The sequence below is a fragment of the Candidatus Equadaptatus faecalis genome, from assembly GCA_018065065.1.
GTDB lineage: Bacteria > Synergistota > Synergistia > Synergistales > Synergistaceae > Equadaptatus > Equadaptatus faecalis.
Genome location: JAGHTZ010000013.1, coordinates 1 through 19337, shown reverse-complemented (window position 1 = coordinate 19337; position 19337 = coordinate 1). Strand labels below are relative to the sequence as shown.

Here is a 19337-nt window from a genome sequence, read left to right as displayed (position 1 = left end):
GGAGGCAGGGAAAGCAAGAGCCCTGCAAGCTTCGGACAGAAAACGAACGGACGGCGCAAGCAACATCTGCGCCCAGCCCAGTAGGAAGTAATCCGGAGTTTGATGAACGCAGAACGCAGAACGTTGGAACTATTGAAATGCGTAATAATGCTTTTCTAAATTGTTCTTCGTTTGTCGTTCTTAGTTCGTCGTTTGTTTTTAACACACTCGCCCCGAAGGGGCATTGTTTACTGTACCCAAAAGCAATTTTGGGAAAAATAAAAACGGCTTGGGAATTTCTCAAGCCGTTTTTGGTATAGTCAGTTTGACTGCGTTTGCCGTTACTTTTTAATAACGCCTTTGTCTTTGAAGAATTTCTCCGCGCCCGGGTGAAGAGGTATTGAGATGCCTTTCAGAGCCGTTGCAAGTTTGATTTCTTTGCCTTTCTGATGTACTGCGGCAAGGTGCGCCGTGTTTTTGTACATCGCGTCAAGGAAGTTGTAGATGTCTTTGTCCGCGACCTTGGCGTTCGTGATGAGTATGGCCATAACCGCAGGCGTGTTGGTTTCGTGGTCTATGCCTTTGTAGGTCTTTGCAGGAACCTTGCTTGCAATGAAGAACGGATATTTTTTGTGAAGTTTGTCAAGGAACGCCTTGTCAAAGTTCAGAAGGTCAACGTCTTTTGACGTCGTAAGATCCATTATTGAAGCTGTCGGATAACCTGCAACTACAAGTCCGGCATCAATCTGATTGTCTTTGAAACGCGCTGACGTCTGAGCAAAGTCAAGCGGGTTTGCCTTTAAGTCTTTAACGCTCATTCCGGCTGCATTGAGTATTGCCATAACGTCGCCTTCAGTGCCGCTTCCGGGAGCTCCTGTTCCTACTCTTTTGCCCTTGAGATCGTTAATCGTTTTGATTTTCGCGTTTTTGGCAATGATGAACTGGATGTGCTCAGGATAGAGCGATGCAACCGCACGGATGTTTTTGAGCGGTTTGCCCGCAAACATGAGTTCGCCCTTTGCGCCCCATGCTGCGATATCGTTCTGTACGAACGCTATTTCAATTTCGCCGTTGTTGACAAGGTTTGCGTTTGCGATTGATGCGTTGCCGGTTTCAGCCGTTGCTTTGATTTTGCCTTCTTTTGAAACCACTTCCGCAAGAGCACCGCCGACTGCGTAATAGGTGCCGCTTGTGCCTCCGGTGGCTATTGACATGTACGTCGGAGCCGCGAATGCCGCGCTTGCACAGAGAACAGATGCTGCAAGCAGTGCTGCCAGGAATATTGCTTTTGCTTTTTTCATTGTGTTTTCCTCCCTGTTTAAGGCTTAAAATCTGCCTTTTTATTTAACCGCAATTACGGTTTTTGACTTGTAACGCTGGATAAAGTATATGGCTGCAAGTATTGCTATTCCGGCTATGTCACTGCGGGTGCCGGGCACCAGAAGCAGCATGGCTCCTCCCAAAGCAACCGCACGGAGCAGAAGCGAAAGCTTTGCCTTGTAATAGCCGATTGTAGCCATTGCGAGCAGGAATACTCCGATAAGAGCCGTTACGACTGCCTGAAGCATAGGTACAAACCGGGCGTCGATAAAGAGCAGTATCGGATTGTAGACATACACGAACGGAACCAAAAAACCTGCAAGCGCAAGTTTGAACGCCGTAAAGCCCGTTTTCATGGGGTCAGACCCTGCAATGCCTGAGCCTGCGTAGGCTGCGAGGGCAACAGGCGGTGTGAGGTCTGCCGCAATTCCGAAATAGAATACGAACATGTAGGCCGCTTTCGGCGGTATGCCGAGCTGCAGAAGAGCAGGAGCAGCCATAGCGCTCGTTATTATAAAGTTTGCGGTTGTCGGCAAACCTGTTCCAAGCAGAATGCTTGTTATCATCGTGAAGAAAAGCGTCAGGAACAGATTTCCGCCGGCAAGGGAAACTATCGCGTTTGCAATTCTCAATGCAAGTCCTGTCAAGGTGCTCATGCCGACGATTATACCGACAGTGGCGCACGCGCAGGCTACGCTTATGGAGCCTCTTGCGCCCGATTCAAACGCTTCTTTGAGCCGTGAAGGCGTAAGGCGCGTGTCTTTGCTGAGCCATGAAAGGGCAAAGCTGATAATTATGCCCCAAAACGCTGCCATAAGCGGCGTGTAGCCGGATACGAGCAGATAAACTATCGCTATAAGCGGAAGGAGCAGGAAGCCTTTTTTCTTAAGCAGCGCCCATGCTGACGGAAGCTGGGAAAAAGGAATGCCTTTAAGTCCGAGACGGGTGGCTTCAAAGTGTACCTGCACCATAACGGCGAAATAGTAAAGCAGCGCGGGAACCGTGGCGGCAAGAGCCACTTCAAGATACGGCACACCGAGAAGCTCCGCCATTATAAAGGCGCCAGCCCCCATAACCGGCGGCATTATCTGTCCTCCGGTAGAGGCGACGGCTTCAACAGCGCCTGCAAATTTCGGTTCGTAGCCAACGCTCTTCATAAGAGGTATTGTGAACATACCTGTCGTGCAGACGTTGGCAACGGAAGAACCCGAAACTGTTCCCATCAAGCCTGAACTGACTACGGCAACCTTTGCGGGGCCGCCTGCAGACCAGCCCGCAAGAGCCATTGAAAGGTCGATAATGAATTTTCCGAGCCCTGTTTTTTCAAGCACGGCACCGAAAAGTATAAACATGAAAACAAACGTTGAGGAAACCTGCAGAGGCATGCCGAAAATGCCTTCTGTTCCCAGATACATGTGGTTGATTATGCGTTTTACGGTAAAGCCCCTGTGCTGGATAAGCTCAGGCATGTATCTGCCGAAATAGCAGTAAAGCAGCGCAATTACCGCCAAAACGGGGAGCACGGGATTGGAAACGCGGCGCGTTGCCTCAAGCAGTGCCGCAATCATAAGGAAGCCCATTGCAAGGTCAAGCGTTGAAGGCATTCCTGCGCGGAGAGCAATATCCTCAAAGAAGAATACTATGTACAGCGCGGAAGCGGCGGCGAGTGCCGCAAATACGTAATCGTACCATGCTATTTTGTTGTGGCTGCAATGCTTCTGGCTTGCAGGATAGAGAAGGAATACAAGCACAAGCGTGAACGCGAGGTGCATCGCTCCCTGTTTCTGCGCTATAAGCTGTCCGAAACCGGACGTATAAAAATGGAAACATGACATTGCCACGGCAATAACCGTTACCAAAAGCGCCGCCCAGCCTGCAAGCAGCCTGTAGCGGGCTTCCGTATCATATTTCCTCATAAGTTTGCTGACGTCTATTGTTCCTTCGTTTTCAGCAGTTTTTTTTGTTTCTTCTGCCACAAAAATCTTCCTTCCGTTGCTCCGTGTCAATTGTCTGACAATTCTGACATGCGCTGCAGACAATCCTAATCGGTCCTTTTGATTTCTTGATAACAGATTATACACAATAGTCTGACAATTTCAATAGCAAATCGCAAAAAACATTCATTTTGCAATATATACATAATTTTCGGATAATACTATACAATTTAGAAATACAGTCAGGTGCTGAATAAAAGAGCCGGCAGCGTGCGTGCCGGCGAAATACTGCTTTACAAAAGAATGAATAATGGGAGTTATAAGCTATAAGAGCTTTAAGCTATAAGCTATCAGCTTTAAGCTTTAAGCTTTTTGCTTTTTGCTTTTTGCTTTTTGCTTTTTGCTTTTTGCTTTTTGCTTTTTGCTTACTGCTTATAGCTTATAGCTTTTTGCTTTTTGCTTTTTGCTTTTTGCTTACTGCTTATAGCTTATAGCTTTTTGCTTACTGCTTATAGCTTGCAGCTTATAGCTCGTAGCTCTTACCGCTTACATATTTCAACTGATTTTGACGCTCCGATTCTGTCCGCGCCTGCTCTTACAAGCTCCTCCGCAAAGCTTCGGCTGCGTATTCCCCCTGCCGCCTTTATGCCGAAACCTTCGCCCAGCGTTTCGCGCATAAGCTTCACGTCTTCGGCTGTCGCTCCGCTTTTTGAAAAGCCAGTTGAAGTTTTGGCGTATGCAGCACCGGACTGTTTCACAAGCCTGCACGCCCTTATTTTTTCTTCGCGAGACAGCAGACAGGTTTCGATAATCACCTTAACAACTGCCTGCGGAACCGCTTCAACAACAGCCTTTATTTCGTTCAGCACGTATCCGTCGTTTCCCTCTTTGAGTTTTCCGACGTTTATAACCATGTCTATTTCCGACGCGCCATCTTTGAATGCTCTTTCAGCCTCAAAAACTTTCGTTTCCGTGGTATTGGCGCCGAGAGGAAAACCGCAGACGGCGCAGACCTCCACGCCGCTGCCTTCAAGCTCCTTTGCGGCAAGCCTGACGCTGCACGGGTTCACGCATACGGAAGCAAAACGGTACTGCCGAGCTTCGGCGCAAAGCTGTCTGATGTCGCTTTCCGACGCGTCCGGCTGAAGGTTTGTATGGTCAATAATTCCTGCCAGTTCCATAATTTTATCCCGTGCCGTTTATTCTTCCGAGCAGAGCTGCAGCTGAAGCTTCTGAAAAATTACGCTTCTTCCGTTGATTTCAACGGCATATTCACCGCACTGCTCAGCGCCCATTCCGGCGTAAAATTCAATATTGTTTTTGTGGCATATAATATACAGTTTTTCCGCCCCTGCTTCTTCCGCCATTTCACAGGCGTTCAGGAAGAGTGTTTCTCCTATACCTGTGCCCATGTAATCCGGCGAAACGCAAAGATACCGGAGGAGGAATTCTTCCACGCTGCGTTCAATGATGTAAAAGCCCAAAATTTCTTCGGTTTCCGAGTTCTCCGCCGCGTACGCAACGTTGTTCTCGATAAGAGACGGGCTGATGTCAAGTATTTCCCTAAATTCGTTCATCTCGTCGGCGTCAAGTTCCAGGTACTCCATGGACTGCCACGCAACGTCCCTGATTTCCTCTGCGTCTTCAGTCGTTGCCTGCCGTAATCGGACTTCGTCGTCCAGCATAAATATCCTGCTCCTTTGTTTTTATTTTACGTTCAGCGACAGCTCCGCTATAAATTCCTTAAGAAGCTGCGGCAGAATGTCAAGCGAATAGTGCAGATTCAGATACTCGTCTTTCCTGTGCGGATTTTCGCCGGAAGGGCCGAGATTTGCGACAGGCATTCCCAGCTGAAGCATAGCGTCAAGCGGCATTTTGTATATCGCGTCGCCACCCGGCAGGCTGTTTCTGTAGCTTTCCGCATCTTCAGGCGACAGCGCCGCGCCTGTATAGCTCAAATCGCACAGCCCCGCAAACCAGCGTATCTCTTTAAGCTCCGTATCGTATTTCTCAGCCGCCGTTTTAATCAGGCTGCGGGCAGCGGAGAGGACGCTTTCCTCCCTTGCGCCGCCGTTGTAATCGCTTCTTGCCGGAAGCCACGGAGGCAGGAAGAAACACACCACGTAAGGTTCTTCTATATCCGCAAGCAGCGCAAGCCTGTCAACGATACTAATGCCTCTTGCCCGCATATCGCCCGCGGGCAGCGAATTCATAAATTCTTCCATAAGGCTGTCAAAGCCTGTGCCGGCTTTGTTTCTCGCCGCAGTTTCAAGTTCGGCAAGCGTCATTACTCGCGCCGCCGGAGGCACAAAAGCAGCGCCCTTGTAGCCTGTATTTCTCAGCTGCAGGCATGAGCGTTCGAGCTGTTCTGAGCATTCTTTCAGCGCGTTTGCCGCCGTCAGCCTCATTTTTGAAAGCAGCGTTTCCGGCGTGTCATTCGTAACGAAGCAGTTAAAATACGCGTAAGCCCTGTCAGGAAGCGTCACGCTGTATTTGTCGCACATAGTTTTCGCGTCGAGACATATCCAGGACGTTTCGCAGAAATCCTCTGCAGGGTCTGCAAGCGCAGCGCTGCATTCGGCGCGCGCTATGATTTTCGCGACTGCAAGCGCCGCCGAAAAGCCTTTGTAACAGGCGTTCACGTGTTCGGATACGCCGTGCGCGTAAAAAGCCGGCATAAGCTTGCCGAGAGTGCCGAGATATATCATTGCGCCCTTTTGATCGGTACAGCCTGCTTCTCCAGGCTCTGTATCTATTGCGCAGAGATAATCCAGCCCGTATTTTTTCTTAAGCTCCGCAACATACGGCAGAACGCCTCTTGCTCCGGCGGAGCTGTTTTCCTCATCTCCGACAAACAGCGCCAGGACGTTAACGTCAAACAGCGAAGTATTCTTCGCAAAATCCTCAACAAGCAGTGCGTTAATTGCCGACCCAGCTTTCATATCCATAACACCGCGTCCGTACAGTCTGTTTTCGTCTTTATTCCCAAACTTTTCGCCGAGAGCGTCACAGTCAAAAGCAAATGGCTGAAGCTGTCCGTAGCATTCGGCAGAAACGACGTCAAAATGGGAAATCAGCAGAACTGTGCGGTTTGTTCCGCAATCGGCGCGTACAAACGCGGCAAGCGCCTTAAGCTCGTGTTTTGAGCCCTCAAGCGGCGTATCAATCAGCGTCAGTGCGTCCCCATGCTCTTTGAAGTACGGAAGCTGCTGAAAACGGCGCTGCAGGAAAAACGCAGGCAGGGACTCCTCCGCGCTTTCGGTAACGCTCGGAAGTTTTACCAGATCTTTTATAAGCCGCAGAAGTTCTTCCCTGTCCAAAGCTATGCCTGTCTGGGACGCAGAAGCGGCTTCGCGTCAAGCAGAGTCCAGTCCTGTGCGTCCGAAACCTTAAACCAGATATGAAGTTTTCCCGGCTCAGCGACAAGCTGATAAACGGTTGCGTCAAACTTGGAGCCGCCGTTTTCAAGTTTAGTATCCATAATGCCTTTCATTGTCTCAACGTCTATTGAACCCTTGAAATGTTTGGCAAGTGTCAGCAGGTTGTCGCGTCGTTCAACCGTTTTGAACGATTTTTCGTCATTTGGCCGCGGCAGCCCCCATGAAGGTTCCGTAAAATGGTTTGTAAGCACTATAAGCCCTGGCCTTGTATGAGTCTTGCGCAGCTCAACACCGAAGGTCGGCCACTCGTAGCAGCGTGCTATCTGACCGTCGCTGACGCCTATCAGATACGCGAAACTCGACTTTACAGTCTGGAAAAACGCGTCTACCTCGTCCAACGTAGAAACGTCAAGCAGACATTCAAAAAGCTCTGCAACGGCGGATTTTCTGTTTTCAAAGCTCAGGGTTCCGCCTGAAAACGCCCCGTTGTTGAGTTCAAGGAAAATTCCCTTCTCGTTCAAACCGTTTACGGCGTATATTTCCCCTGCGTAAGACGCGGTAAGCACCGCAAGCGAGCCGTCGGCAGGGTGAAACGCCGTAAAGACAAAATCCTTTGCAAAATCCTTCAGCCAGTCGCAGTAATCGTAATTCCTTCCGAAAACAAGCCCGTTCTGCGCGTAATCGCCCCACACAGCCACACCGGAACAGCCTGAAAGAAGTCCGTTTGAAAAAGAGACGAATTCAACCGCATTGACAAGTTTGAGCTGGTCAAGCGCCAGGCCTGAAGTTTCCTCCATTCCGGCAAAGAAATCCTTGAAACGGAAAGGATAGCTGTTAAACAATTTGCGGGCGGAAACCAGCGCATCTTCTTCGATACAGCCGTATTCGCCGAAAAGTTTTCCGCAGACTGCCCTGTTGTACATATCCTTAAGTTCAGCGGAAAGCAGGGCGCCGTACTGCCGCCCCATCTCGCGCCACGTGCCGTTCAAATCAAGAACGGGCGTAATGCCGCTGTAAAATTTTGTCCCCTTTTCGAACTGCTCCATAAAGGTTCACCCTCTTCTGCCGTTTGTGCTATCATTATTATACACTTGTTGGGGAAATAATTCTCGCTTTTGGAGTGAGTTGGATGGAAAATTTTGATTTTATGACAGCATCAATGGCGGAAGCCGTCGAAAAAGAAACCCTGCTGAGAAAATACGCTCAGCTCCTGCTTCACGCGAACGAAACCGCGCGCCTTGTCGGCCCCTCGGACGAAGAAACGCTCTGGAAAGAACACATCTCCGACTGCGCTGCAGCCGTTTCGCTGCTGCCCGAAGAAGGAAAATTCATAGACGTGGGAACAGGCGGTGGGCTTCCAGGCTTAGTTTTTGCGGTATGCCGTCCGAAAGCGCAGGTCACTCTTCTTGACAGCATAGCGAAAAAATGCGCTCTGGTGGAAAAAATCGCCGCCGCGCTCTGCCTTGGCAATGTAACCGTTGTCTGCGCACGCTCGGAAGAATTCGCGAAAACTCATTTGGAAAAATTCTCGGTCGTAACGGCGCGCGCCGTCTGCGCAACAGGCGTACTTGCGGAATATCTCGCGCCTCTGGCAAAAATAAAGGGAAAAATCATCGCCTTCAAAGGTCCCCGAGTCGTTGACGAAATAAACGAAATCGGCGCGAAGTGGCAGACGCTCGGACTTTCCTCGCCGAAACTCCTGCCGTATGAAATCGGCGAAGCAAAACATTTCCTCGCCGTGTGGGAAAAAATATCGCAGACGACGAAAGGCATACCCCGCCGCCCGGGCATGGCGGAAAAATTCCCGTGGTATAAAAGATAGCAGAACAAAACAGGGCGGGCAGAAAATCTGTCCGCTCTGTTGCGTTATAATCCTGCAGAATATTATTCCAGTCTGCCTTCACCGCCCATAAGCCTTGTCAGTTCCTCAAGCCTTTCGACCGGAAACGGCGGGTTTGCAAGTGGTCTTAAAGCAATTGACATAAGTTTCAAGGGATTGTCGTCAGCGGCAATCCTGTTTGCGCTCAGCGCCCCGCATTTCTTGCAGCGGTGGATTATCGCCCACTCACCGTTCCTGCGTACAAACACAGCCACAGGTTCCATATATCCGCCGCAGTTCGACGCTCTGTCTCCGGGTTCAATATCAACGTGCAGACTGGTAAGACAGTTAGGACAGTGATTTCTGTGTCTGCTTCCCGCTCCCTCAGGGAAGACTTCTCTGTCGCAGACTTTGCACACAAAACTCTCTCTGCATGTGTGAGTTTTGTAATAACATTTTTCAAATGTTTTTCGTTTATTTTCCCTGTTCATTGTGCGACCTCCCAACATTGTTCCAAAATTTGGAAGGCTCACGATAAGATTGTTTTTCGCAAACCTTCCGGTCAGCGCACAATCTTCAAAGTGTTGTTATTCAAACAGCATTCTCCTTAATTTAATTTTGAATTTACTTGTTTATCGTCAGCAGTATTATTCCCGCAAGGATAAATCCCATGCCGCCGAGGCGGAATATCGTGATATTTTCGTGGAAAACGAAATAGCCGACGGCAAGAAGTATGAGATAGACTATTGCCGACATCAGCGGATAGGCAAAAGTCAGTTCGGAGCGCGACAAAGCCGCAGCCATAAAGAAGAAAGAAATTCCGAACATCGAAAGCCCCAGCACTATCCACGGATTAAGCAGAATTTTCAAAAACGCGGAGATTATTCCGCCGGAAAGCAGTCCTCCGTCTCCACCGTAAGCATGCTTCATAATCGTGCTGCCCATGGCGTTCGTGCATGCTGAAGCAACTATAAGCACAAGAGAAATTTTATCCATTGTTCTTCTCCGTTTTAATTAAGAATTACAGCTCTTTCTGCACCGCAAGGGTTCCAGCGCGCCCCGTCAGATTGCCCATTACGACCTCGCAGCGCGGAAGCGGCGCCTGTTTTGCGTATTCGCCGAGCGTGAAGAATTCCGTACCCCTGTTTTTGCAAAGCGTCAGGAAACGGTCAAGCACACCGGCTTTTGAAATGCCCTCCATCTCCGCATGAACAGTAACAACGTTCCATTCCTTGTCCATTCCGTCATACCAAATGCCCGGTATTGTTTCGTCGTTCACGCCCGGAAGCCCGTATATTTCGTCCATAGTAGGCAGTGTGGAAGGAATCTGCGGCACATTGTATTCAACGCCTTCAAAAACGGGCAGGAACGGCGAATAACCGCGCACGTCGCTTGCGAAAGCAAGCCCGAGCTCCTGCTCCGATTCAAGCACGGTATGCGAAAGCTGCCAGCCCGGCGCCGCGATTGAAGACGCTTTGCAGCCGCATATTTTTTCGTAGAGAGCGGAAGCCTTTCCGTATAGTTTCAGATATTTTTCCTTTGATATTCCGGCAAGACAGTCCTGCACGTAAACGTGATCCCACGCGTGTATTCCGGTCTCGTGTCCCTCGTCGAACGCGCGTTTCACGATGTCAGGCTGCTCAGGAACTATGAGAGGCGCAGGAAGCAGAGTGCCGTACATCAGAGTTTTAATTCCGTAGGTGGACGGCGCTTTCGTGCGCAGCATCTTGGATATAAAGCCCTTGCGGAAAATTCTGCGTATTGCCTTTCCGGAATTGTCGGGACCGAAAGAAAAATATATGCTCGCTTTAACGCCGTGCTTCGCAAAGATGTCCAGCATGCGGGGGACACCCTCAACGTAGCCGCGCAGCGTATCGACGTCAACCTTTACGGCAAGCCTCGTCATTACTTTGCTCCGTTATCGGCGTAATACTGAATCGTCTTTACAAGCATGTCGTGCATATTCGTCGCCGGTTTCCAGCCGAATACGCGCTCCATCTTCTCGATTGACGGCTTGCGGTCCTGAGCGTCGTCGTAAGCCTTTCCGTAATACTGTTCCGGCGCGACGATTTCTATTTTTGCCGCCTCCGCCTTCGCTTTGTACTGCGGAAATTCCTTCAGCGCGTCAATTGTCATTTCAGCCATTTCCTTTATTGAGTAATGGTTGTACGGGTTGCCGATGTTGAAAATTTCGCCGGTCGCCTTGCCCTCTTTATTGTCAACAATGTGCGCAAGTCCTTCGATTGCGTCGCCGACCCAGGTAAAGCTTCTGCGTTGCTCCCCTCCGCCGACAAGCGAAATACCGCCGCGGTTTAGAATGTCGTAAATCATCTGTGTAATCGCACGCGCTTCATGCCTTGAAGCATCGTCAAAGGTGTCAAGGCGCGGACCCATCCAGTTGAACGGGCGGAAAAGCGTGAAATCAAGTCCCTGTTCCTGACCGTAACCGAAAATAACTCTGTCCATCATCTGCTTTGAGCAGCTGTAAATCCAGCGCATTTTCTTGATAGGGCCGGTAATGAGCGGGCTTTCGTCTTCTTTGAACTCCTTGTCGGTGCTCATGCCATAGACCTCGGACGTTGACGGGAAGATAACGCGTTTGCCGTGCTTCGCGCACCAGCGGACACACTTCAGGTTCTGTTCAAAATCAAGCGAGAACGTCCAGACAGGCTTTTCAATGTAAATCTTGGGCTTTGCCACCCCTGCAAGCGGAAGCAGCGTGTTGCAGGCTGCAATCTGCTCTTCAAGCCATGCGTCTTCCTTAAAAATATCGCCCTTTTTGAAAGTAAAATTCTTCATCCCTTCAAACGGCGCAAGGTTGTAATCGTAAAGGTCAAAACCGGTGATTTCCCAGTCCGGCCTGTTCTTTGCGTATTCAAGGAAATGAGTGCCTATAAATCCGTTTACGCCTGTGATAAATATTTTCATCAGAATGTCTCCTTTTCTTCCCCGCCCTCAAACTGGAAGGACAGTATTTCAAGAAGCCCGTCTCCCGTGCCGATAAGGAACGGGCTTTTGCTTACGATTTTCTTCGGAGCAGCGCTTCCCTCAACGGGGCGCGCTTTCCATACAAACATTTTCTTCCCCTCAAATTCAGTGAACGCGCCGGGGAAAGGATGAGTAACGGCGCGGACAAGATTGTAAATTTCAACCGCGCTTCTGCTCCAGTCAATTATCCCGTCCTCAGGACGGCGTCTGCCGAATTTCGTAGCCTGGCTTTCGTCCTGTGCCCTGCGCGGCGCAGTGCCTGCCTCCAGCTCCGGAAGCCGGCGCTCTATTATCTTTCTTGACGCTTCGACAACCTTGAGAAAAACGTCGTGCGCCGTATCTTCAAACTCAATTGAGACCTCTTCCTGGTCAACGATGTCGCCCCTGTCGGCGAAACTCGTCATAACGTGCAGTGTTGAGCCGGTTTTAGTCTCCCCGTTCAGCACCGCCCAGTTCACGCATGCGCGTCCCCTGTACTTCGGAAGCAGTGCACCGTGAATATTGTAGGCGCCCAAACGCGGCACCTCAAGCACGCCGTCAGGAATAATCGCGCGGTAATACATTGAAAGCACGAGCTCCGGCTTAAGCGAACGGAAATATTCAAGCTCAGCTTCGTCCAGTTTCTTCGGCGTGCGCACCGGAATACCCGCCTCCTGCGCAACGTTCTTCACCGACTGAAACCATATTTCCTCGTTCGGGTCATCCTCGTGCGTAAAGACTGCGGCGATATTCGCACCCTGCTTCACAAGCTGCTTAAGACATACGCTGCCGACCTCGCTGTAGGCGAAAACCACGATACGCGGACGCATTATTCGTCGTCCTCCGTTTCGTACACCCTGCGGACGGAATAGCGCGGACGCTTGCTTACTTCCTTGTAAATTCTGCCTACGTACTCGCCGAGCACCCCGACGGAAATAAGCGTAATCGCAGTCAGGAGGAAGCCGAACGCCTCAAACGAATGCTGTATGAACATCTGCCACGTGCCTATTCCGAGCACCACGCGGCGGATAAACATAAACACAAGCAGAAGCACGGAAACAAACGAGAAAAACATACCCGCCATGGTGACAGCCTGAAGCGGAACCAGCGAAAAATTCGTCATAAGGTCGAAATTAAGCCTTATCAGCTGGAACAGCCCGTACTTTGAAACGCCGAACTCACGCTCCCTGTGCGCAACGGGAATTTCAACGGGATTGACCGCAAACTTCTGCGCAAGCGCGGGAATAAACGTGCTTGACTCTTTGCTGACATTGATAATGTCAATAATTCTGCGGTCATAGCCTCGCAGCATACAGCCGTAATCCTTAATCGTAAGCTTCGCTATCCTGTTCGTAATCCTGTTCACCCATTTTGAAGCAAACTTTCTGAACCACGGATCCTGACGCCCGACGCGGTAAGTGCCGACAACGTCATGTCCCTTGTCCATCTCTTCAAGCAGTCTCGGAATCTCCGCGGGCGGATTTTGAAGGTCTGCGTCAAGCGTGATAATCTTGCTTCCGCGAGTGTACTCAAAGCCCGCAAGCAGCGCCATGTGCTGACCGAAATTGGCGCCGAGGTCAATCACGCGCGCCTCCTTGTGCTGCTGCTGAAAATCGTACAGCATGCCAAGCGTCGCGTCCCTGCTTCCGTCGTTAATCAGGATAACCTCAACGGAACGCCCCAGCCCTTCTACAACCGGCCACAGCTCTGCAAACAGCGCCGGAAGCGACTGTTCCTCGTTGTACACAGGAATTACAATTGAAACCTCAACGTTTTTCATACGATAACCTCCGGGAGTTTAGCTCAACCATGCGTACGTTATTCGCACACTTTCTTAACTGCTTCTACAACGTCCTGAACGTCCTCGTCCGTCATCGCAGGGAAAAGCGGCAGCGAAACTATTCTGTCAGAAACGTACTCTGCCTCCGGCAGGTCGCCGCGCTTCATGCCGGTAACCGCGCCGTAGCAGGTGAACAGGTGCAGTGCCTGATAATGCAGCGCCGTTCCTATGTTAAGCGCCTTCATCCGCGCCATAAACTCGTCGCGCGAAAATCCGAGCGCGTCAGTATCAATAAACGGCGTAAAAATGTGCCAGCTGTGCGTGTGTTCCCACGGCGCTGGCTTCGGCAGAATAATTCCCTTCACGTCCGCAAGCTCGCGTTTGTAGGTGTTCACAATCTCCGTGCGGCGCGCGTTGAATTCGTCAACCTGCGTCAGCTGCGAACGTCCGATTGCCGCGTTGATGTCAAGCATAGTGTATTTAAGGCCGGGGAACGGAATGTCGTAATTTGAATTTCCCTTTGCCGCGTAGCGGTTCCACGCGCCCTTTGACATGCCGTTCTGGCGGAGCACCTGAATTCTCTCCGCAAGCTCTTCGTCCTGAGTGCAGATCATGCCGCCCTCGCCCGTCGTAATATTCTTCGTCGGATGAAAACTGAAAACCGAAAGTCTGCGCGCGCCTCTGTCGGCGCCGATTTTGCGTCCCTTGTAGGCGGCGCCGAGAGCGTGTGCCGAATCCTCTATAATCGCGAGATTGTACTTCTCCGCAATCGCCTCAATTTTGTCCATATCACACGGCATACCGGCAAAATGAACGGGGATAATTGCCTTCGTGCGCGGCGTAATCAGCTTCTCAATATTCTCCGGCACTATATCCAGCGTGTTTCTGTCAATATCGGCAAAAACAGGCCTCGCGCCGGTAAAAAGAACGGCGTTCACGGTCGCCGCGAAAGTCATCGGCGTTGTGATAACCTCGTCTCCCGCGCCGAGTTCCAGCGCCATTGCGGCGCAGTGAAGCCCCGCAGTTGCGGAATTGGCGGAAAGAGCAAAACTTGCGCCGGTGTACGCGGCGAACTCCTCTTCAAATTTTATAGTTTTGGGGCCCATTGCAAGCCAGCCGCTTCTGATTGAATCGGCTACCTCGGCAATTGCCTCCTCCTTAACGCTCGGCCTTGAAAACGGCAGAAAATCTTTTCTCATTTTTATCTGACCTCTCTGTAAAGCACCGTATATTTGTTGACGCGGACGACCTTCGCCTCCGCAAGATCCTCCGGATAAAGCACTTCCTTCACCCTGTCGCCGTGCTTGTCTTCAAGAACGACAATATATCTGCCGCCCTTCTTCCACAACTCTTTAAACTCTTCCCTGCTCACAAACCAGCCTTTGCCTTCAGGCTGCGCCGCGCCGTAGGCAAGCTCTCCCTCGCCGCCGACAACCATGGCGCGCTGCTTCGTGTAGAAAGAAACTCCCTGGAGCACCTCGCCCCACGTTACGACAACATCGCCGTCCCGTCTCACGGCGTTGACGACGGCGGCAGAATCCTTAAGACTTCTTGTCGGTGCAATGATACCATACACCTGCTGAATACCGCAAATAAATATCACGGAACAGAGCATTAAAGCGCACACTCCGCGGAAAACGTCCCCGCCCTTTTTAAACCGGCGCAACGCGATAACCGGCATCAGAATCAGCGCCGGCGCGGCTGAAAGCACAGCCTTCCACGCTTCGCACCACGTCACGTAACCGCCGGTAAACGGATAAACAACAAGAGCAATGCCAAAAAGCCCCGAAGTCAGCGCAAGTGCAAGCGCCGGACGGCCGTGCGTCTCTCCGTCGGAAACCATTCTGTCAAGCTCAGCGGCAATAAGAATCGCAAGCGGAGGAATACACGGCACTATATAGGGAATCAGCTTTGAATCCGAAGCGGAAAAGAACAGGAAAATAACCGCAAACCAAATTACGAGATAACGGTTTGCGTCGCGCTGCTCACCGTCCTTCGGCGAACGAAGCACGCTCTTTCTGCTGAAAAATCCCGGCAGGAAAGCCGTCCACGGCAGTACTCCGGCTATAATCATCGGTATAAAGAACCAGAACGGCTCATAGCGGTCGTGCATCTTCGTCAGATAGCGCTGGAAATGCTCCTGAATGAAAAAGAAACGGAAGAAATCAGGATTTGCCCTGCACACCAGCCAAAACCACGGCACGGTAATAAGGAAAAACAGAATTATCGCGGGAACGTACAGCGGCTTGTAAAACAGGCGCCATTTCCTGGTAACAAGAATATAGACAAGAATAATGCTTCCCGGAAGCACAACGCCCACAAGCCCTTTCGTCAGCACCGCCAGTGCGCACGCCGCGTAAAACAGCAGATAGAAACGCTTGCAGTCTTCCCGCTGCGCGACGTAGAACGCCGCCATTGCAAGCGTCAGGAAAAACGACAGCGGCATATCGGTAATGTTAAGAGTACCGATGGCGAAATAGAGAAACGACGAGCCGCAGACAACAGCTGCAAACCAACCCGCAAGCTTCCCGTACACGTAACCTGCAAGCAGCGCCGACGCCAGAACGCCAAGTAAAGCACAGAGCGCAACCGTAATTCGCGAAGCAAACTCGTTCTCCCCAAACGCCTTAAACGCCGCCGCATTCGCCCAGTAAAGAAACGCCGGCTTCTCGAAATACTTCACGTAATTCAGCTTCGGCGTCACGTAATCCCCGCTCTCAACCATCTCGCGCGGAATCTCGCTGTACCGCCCCTCGTCGGGATCCATAAGAGGATGCCCGCCAAGAGGGAGAATATACGCGCACACCAGCGCCGCAAGCAAAATTACGAAAAACATCTTCCGCTTGTCATTGAACATGCTTACAACTCCTTCGCCTTGCTTAGAAAAAATCAATTACCATAAAGTACAATTACAAAAAGTACCAATTACAAAGAAATATAATTCGTAATATAATTCGTTTCAATTTTTGTTTTTTGATATTGTTTTTTCTTGTAATTGTTTCTTATAGTCATTGTTTCTTATAGTCATTGCTTCTTACGGTCATTGCCTCTTATCGTCATTGCTTCTTATCGTCATTGTTTCCTATCGTCATAAACTCCGGGAGCTTCAACTCAGGCGCGGGACCCAGAATTTCCCGCGTCGCGTCAAACTCCATATCGTAAAGCAACTGTGTAATCCCTATCTGCGTCATTTTATCAGTCTCGTACGAAATCGAAAAACGCCTGTAGCCGAATTTCTCGGCGAAAAACGCGCACGGCGCCGACTCCGCTTTAAGGTGAAGCGCGAAACTCCTCGTCAGCGCGGCGATAAAACGGTTCTCGTCAAAAAACGGATTGTCATTCACCAGCAGGACAACCTTGTTTTCGTCCTGCAAAACGTCGCCGCACCAAATGCTGCACATTGTAATTCCGGCCCTCAGACCCGCAATCTTTGCAAGCAGCGGCAGCAGAGCTCTCTCCAGTTCTTCAGACCAGGTGAACACCGCCGAAAAACCAAACTCCACAAGAGAATTGTTCGACGGAGCAACAATATTCTGGCGCGACATTGTGCCGACGCTGCCAATCTGCATTCCGTGCATGTACAGAAACTCGCTCGACAGACCGAGCGCCAGGGAAGAAAGCATTGCAAGCGCCGGGTTGTAAAGCGCATTGCTTGCAACCGGCGAAAAATCCTTCCCGTACGGCAGCCAGCACGGCACCGTCAAATCCAAATCCTCATCCCAGTAGGGAAGAATAGACTGTGTCAGTTCCTTTTTTTCAGTCATTTCTGTTCCTTTCTCGTCAAGTAATTGCTTCTTACCGTCATTGTCCTTTCTGCCATACGGCTATCTCTTCCATCTCCCAAACAATTCCGCATACGTCAGCTCGCTTCTGATTCCAAACCGTGTCAGCGAAAAATCGTACTTCACCGGGTCGTCGGGCGAAACAATCCTGAAATTGTCCGTAATCTCCCGCGCCGCATTCCCGTTCGCCGCCCTGTGCGTACAAAGTCCTATCTCAGAACAAATCTGAAACATGTGAGTATCAAGCGGCACGCACAAAGCCGAAGGAGAAACCTTCATCCAGCCTCCCGGGTCAACCTCGTCGCAGCGCACCATCCAGCGCAGAAAAAGCATCAGCCGCTTACAGGCGCTGCCCTTTGACGGCAGAGGCAGAAGAAACGAACCTTCATTTCCTGCAAGTTCCCGCACAAAACTCTCAAGCGCGGCGAAAACATCGCCGCGAAATCCGCCGCAGAAAACGTCCTGCAGCATAGTTCCTTCACGATAGACGCGCGACAGCGCGGAAAGAAAAACGACAAGCGCTGTTTCATCTGTGAAACGGTGGACGAAACCGGAAAATTCGTGCCGCAGCAGCTTTTCGTCAGCATTCGCAAGATATTCGGCGGGAGAATCGCCAAGCACGGTCAAAACCGTGCCGACGCTCTTCAAAATCTGCGCCACCCGCCCGTAGGCAAGAGAAGCGGCAATCAGCGCAGCAGCCTCCCTGTCGCGAGGATTGCCGTAAGAATACAAAAACTGCAGAGGGTCAGGGGAAACAAACTCTCTCTTGTTGTAATCAGCGTACAGCCGCTCAAACACTTCGCGGCTCGCCGCGATATCTGCATTCCCGTTCAAAATCGCCATCGGAAATATTATACTATAATTTTGCGGAGTATATCAGCCTTCGCCGCAAAAACTTGATCTTTACATAACTTTCATGACAAAAGGTCTGACACACCAACGGCTTGGGAATTTTTAATCCCAAGCCGTTTATGCTTTGCTTTAGCTTATGTCTTATTGCTTATAAGTTTATGGCTCAGCTTTTTGTCTTTTGCCTGCTACTTAATGCTAAGCACTTACTTAATCAGCTTTTTCAGCATTTCCTTAATTTCAGCGTTTTCTTTCTTTATCGCCTCATTGTCATTTTTAAGAGCCTCAATTTCACCTTTCAACACCGCGTTTTCAGCGTCCTGTGCGATTGTCTTTTCGTTCAGGTATTTAACCTGTTTCTGCAATTCGGCTCTCGTCTTTGCCGTTTCGCCCTTGCCGAATTTCAGGCTGAAACCAACGTTGTACGCGTTCTGGCTGTCGTTTCCGTTGCTGATTGACGTTGACGCCGAGAGCATCATATTCGGGTTCGGTTTGTAGGCAAGTCCTATCGCTTCCGCGTTCGCGCCTCTGTATCCGCCGTAGGCTACCGCGCCGACAAGTTTGTCGCCTTCTTCGCCCGTAGGTTCAACAAAGTGCAGTCCGGCGAGTGCTGCTGATATTGCGCCCACTTCTTTTACTTCGTTTGAAACGGAGCCAAGCTCGTTTCTTACTGCGTCAACCTGTCTGACTGTCACCGCGTCTGTCGGATTTATTCCGTCTGCCAAGCCGCTTATCGTGCGTCCGCCGACTGCTACGGTGTTGCTTTCCGTTACTTCCAGCGATTTTCCGTCCGCAGAACCAAACGCTACGCTGTTTTTAACGTTTGCTCCCATTTTTACGTTACTGCCGAGGACAAAGTTGTTGTCGCCCTCTATCACGTTATCGTTGCCAACCGCATAGCTTCCGTTTCCTGTAACAACGTTAGGGTCTCCGAACGCGCCGGAATTGTTTCCGCTTACCGTGTGTCCCGTACCTACCGCTATTGAGTTTGCGCCCGTTACTGTTGAGCCGTAGCCTATTGCTATTGATTTTTCGGCTGTCGTGTCTTTTGTCGGGTCTGTCGTTATTTCGCCGTTTTCGTAACCGACTGTCGCGCCGTAGCCTATCGCTATACCCGCCGTTGAGTTTGTGGACACGCCGGAGTTGAACGCTTCGGAGATGGAGCCTTTTGCCTGTGCTGACGCGGCTTTGTCGTTTGTTTCGTCAATCTTTTTCGCGCCTATCGCTTCGCTTCCGCTTACTTCTATGTTGTCTATGCGGTTGTTGAGGTTCGCAACCTTATCGTCAACGCTTATTTTCGTGTAGGCGTCGGTTATGCCGTAACCTAAAAGCGTTGTCGCCTTGTCCGCTTTTGTTTCTATTTTTTTGTTTGTTTCGTAGAGTTGTCCCGTCGTTGCCGCGTAGTTGCCGTTTAATGCAATTTCTGCCGCTTTTACGTTGGCAATTTCTTTTCCGTTGGCGTTTATTCCGGCTGTTGTTATGTAGTCGTGTCCGTCTATTGTCAGAGTGTCGGGTCTTAACGCCGCG

Annotated in this window: 19 protein-coding genes; 2 read left to right on the top strand and 17 right to left on the bottom strand. The window is 50.6% G+C overall.

Going from position 1 to position 19337, the window contains the following annotated elements; all coding sequences use genetic code 11:
• Window positions 1–299, top strand: a 299-nt coding sequence (locus KBS54_01005; protein ID MBQ0054715.1) for a hypothetical protein, incomplete at its 5' end; no start/stop codon positions are given.
• A gap of 21 nt (window positions 300–320) precedes the next feature.
• On the opposite strand, the gene KBS54_01000 is transcribed toward KBS54_01005, so the two are convergent.
• From KBS54_01000 to KBS54_00975, 6 genes are all read right to left on the bottom strand, one after another.
• Complete coding sequence (locus tag KBS54_01000) at window positions 321–1280, bottom strand: TAXI family TRAP transporter solute-binding subunit (GenBank protein ID MBQ0054714.1); 960 nt, start codon at window positions 1278–1280, stop codon at window positions 321–323.
• Window positions 1281–1319: 39 nt separating this feature from the next.
• The gene (locus KBS54_00995) at window positions 1320–3215 is read right to left on the bottom strand and encodes a TRAP transporter permease (protein ID MBQ0054713.1); all 1896 of its coding nucleotides are present in this window, start codon (window positions 3213–3215) and stop codon (window positions 1320–1322) included.
• A gap of 557 nt (window positions 3216–3772) precedes the next feature.
• Complete coding sequence (gene deoC / locus KBS54_00990) at window positions 3773–4414, bottom strand: deoxyribose-phosphate aldolase (protein ID MBQ0054712.1); 642 nt, start codon at window positions 4412–4414, stop codon at window positions 3773–3775.
• 18 nt (window positions 4415–4432) lie between these two features.
• The gene (locus tag KBS54_00985; protein MBQ0054711.1) at window positions 4433–4918 is read right to left on the bottom strand and encodes a GNAT family N-acetyltransferase; all 486 of its coding nucleotides are present in this window, start codon (window positions 4916–4918) and stop codon (window positions 4433–4435) included.
• A 21-nt stretch (window positions 4919–4939) separates the two neighbouring features.
• Window positions 4940–6553 carry a M20/M25/M40 family metallo-hydrolase gene (locus tag KBS54_00980; protein ID MBQ0054710.1) on the bottom strand — a complete coding sequence of 538 codons (1614 nt, stop codon included), beginning with the start codon at window positions 6551–6553 and terminating at the stop codon, window positions 4940–4942.
• A 2-nt stretch (window positions 6554–6555) separates the two neighbouring features.
• Window positions 6556–7659: a hypothetical protein gene (locus KBS54_00975; GenBank protein MBQ0054709.1), complete on the bottom strand. Its 1104-nt coding sequence runs from the start codon at window positions 7657–7659 to the stop codon at window positions 6556–6558.
• A 101-nt stretch (window positions 7660–7760) separates the two neighbouring features.
• Here KBS54_00975 and rsmG point away from each other — a divergent pair, with 101 nt between their 5' ends.
• Window positions 7761–8435 carry a 16S rRNA (guanine(527)-N(7))-methyltransferase RsmG gene (gene rsmG, locus KBS54_00970; protein ID MBQ0054708.1) on the top strand — a complete coding sequence of 225 codons (675 nt, stop codon included), beginning with the start codon at window positions 7761–7763 and terminating at the stop codon, window positions 8433–8435.
• A 62-nt stretch (window positions 8436–8497) separates the two neighbouring features.
• Here rsmG and KBS54_00965 read toward each other — a convergent pair whose 3' ends face one another.
• The 11 genes from KBS54_00965 to KBS54_00915 all read right to left on the bottom strand — a co-directional run.
• On the bottom strand, window positions 8498–8923 hold the full coding sequence (locus KBS54_00965; GenBank protein ID MBQ0054707.1) for an RNHCP domain-containing protein: 426 nt from the start codon (window positions 8921–8923) through the stop codon (window positions 8498–8500).
• 133 nt (window positions 8924–9056) lie between these two features.
• On the bottom strand, window positions 9057–9428 hold the full coding sequence (locus KBS54_00960) for a hypothetical protein (protein ID MBQ0054706.1): 372 nt from the start codon (window positions 9426–9428) through the stop codon (window positions 9057–9059).
• Between the two features lie 25 nt (window positions 9429–9453).
• Window positions 9454–10338: a 4-deoxy-4-formamido-L-arabinose-phosphoundecaprenol deformylase gene (locus KBS54_00955; GenBank protein ID MBQ0054705.1), complete on the bottom strand. Its 885-nt coding sequence runs from the start codon at window positions 10336–10338 to the stop codon at window positions 9454–9456.
• Window positions 10338–11360 carry a bifunctional UDP-4-keto-pentose/UDP-xylose synthase gene (locus tag KBS54_00950; protein ID MBQ0054704.1) on the bottom strand — a complete coding sequence of 341 codons (1023 nt, stop codon included), beginning with the start codon at window positions 11358–11360 and terminating at the stop codon, window positions 10338–10340. The genes KBS54_00955 and KBS54_00950 overlap by 1 nt, the downstream gene beginning before the upstream one ends.
• On the bottom strand, window positions 11360–12232 hold the full coding sequence (locus KBS54_00945) for a formyltransferase (GenBank protein MBQ0054703.1): 873 nt from the start codon (window positions 12230–12232) through the stop codon (window positions 11360–11362). The genes KBS54_00950 and KBS54_00945 overlap by 1 nt, the downstream gene beginning before the upstream one ends.
• Window positions 12229–13179 carry a glycosyltransferase gene (locus KBS54_00940; GenBank protein MBQ0054702.1) on the bottom strand — a complete coding sequence of 317 codons (951 nt, stop codon included), beginning with the start codon at window positions 13177–13179 and terminating at the stop codon, window positions 12229–12231. Before KBS54_00940 ends, KBS54_00945 begins: the two co-directional genes overlap by 4 nt.
• 38 nt (window positions 13180–13217) lie before the next feature.
• Window positions 13218–14378, bottom strand: coding sequence for a DegT/DnrJ/EryC1/StrS family aminotransferase (locus tag KBS54_00935; protein MBQ0054701.1), 1161 nt, complete (start codon window positions 14376–14378; stop codon window positions 13218–13220).
• Window positions 14379–14380: 2 nt separating this feature from the next.
• Window positions 14381–16036, bottom strand: a complete 1656-nt coding sequence (locus tag KBS54_00930; GenBank protein ID MBQ0054700.1) for a phospholipid carrier-dependent glycosyltransferase — start codon at window positions 16034–16036, stop codon at window positions 14381–14383.
• Window positions 16037–16235: 199 nt separating this feature from the next.
• Entirely contained in the window at window positions 16236–16925 is a 690-nt protein-coding gene (locus tag KBS54_00925; protein ID MBQ0054699.1) for a hypothetical protein, read from the bottom strand.
• Window positions 16926–17003: 78 nt separating this feature from the next.
• Window positions 17004–17804, bottom strand: a complete 801-nt coding sequence (locus KBS54_00920; protein MBQ0054698.1) for a TIGR02757 family protein — start codon at window positions 17802–17804, stop codon at window positions 17004–17006.
• 212 nt (window positions 17805–18016) lie between these two features.
• Window positions 18017–19337, bottom strand: a 1321-nt coding sequence (locus tag KBS54_00915; protein ID MBQ0054697.1) for a YadA-like family protein, incomplete at its 5' end; no start/stop codon positions are given.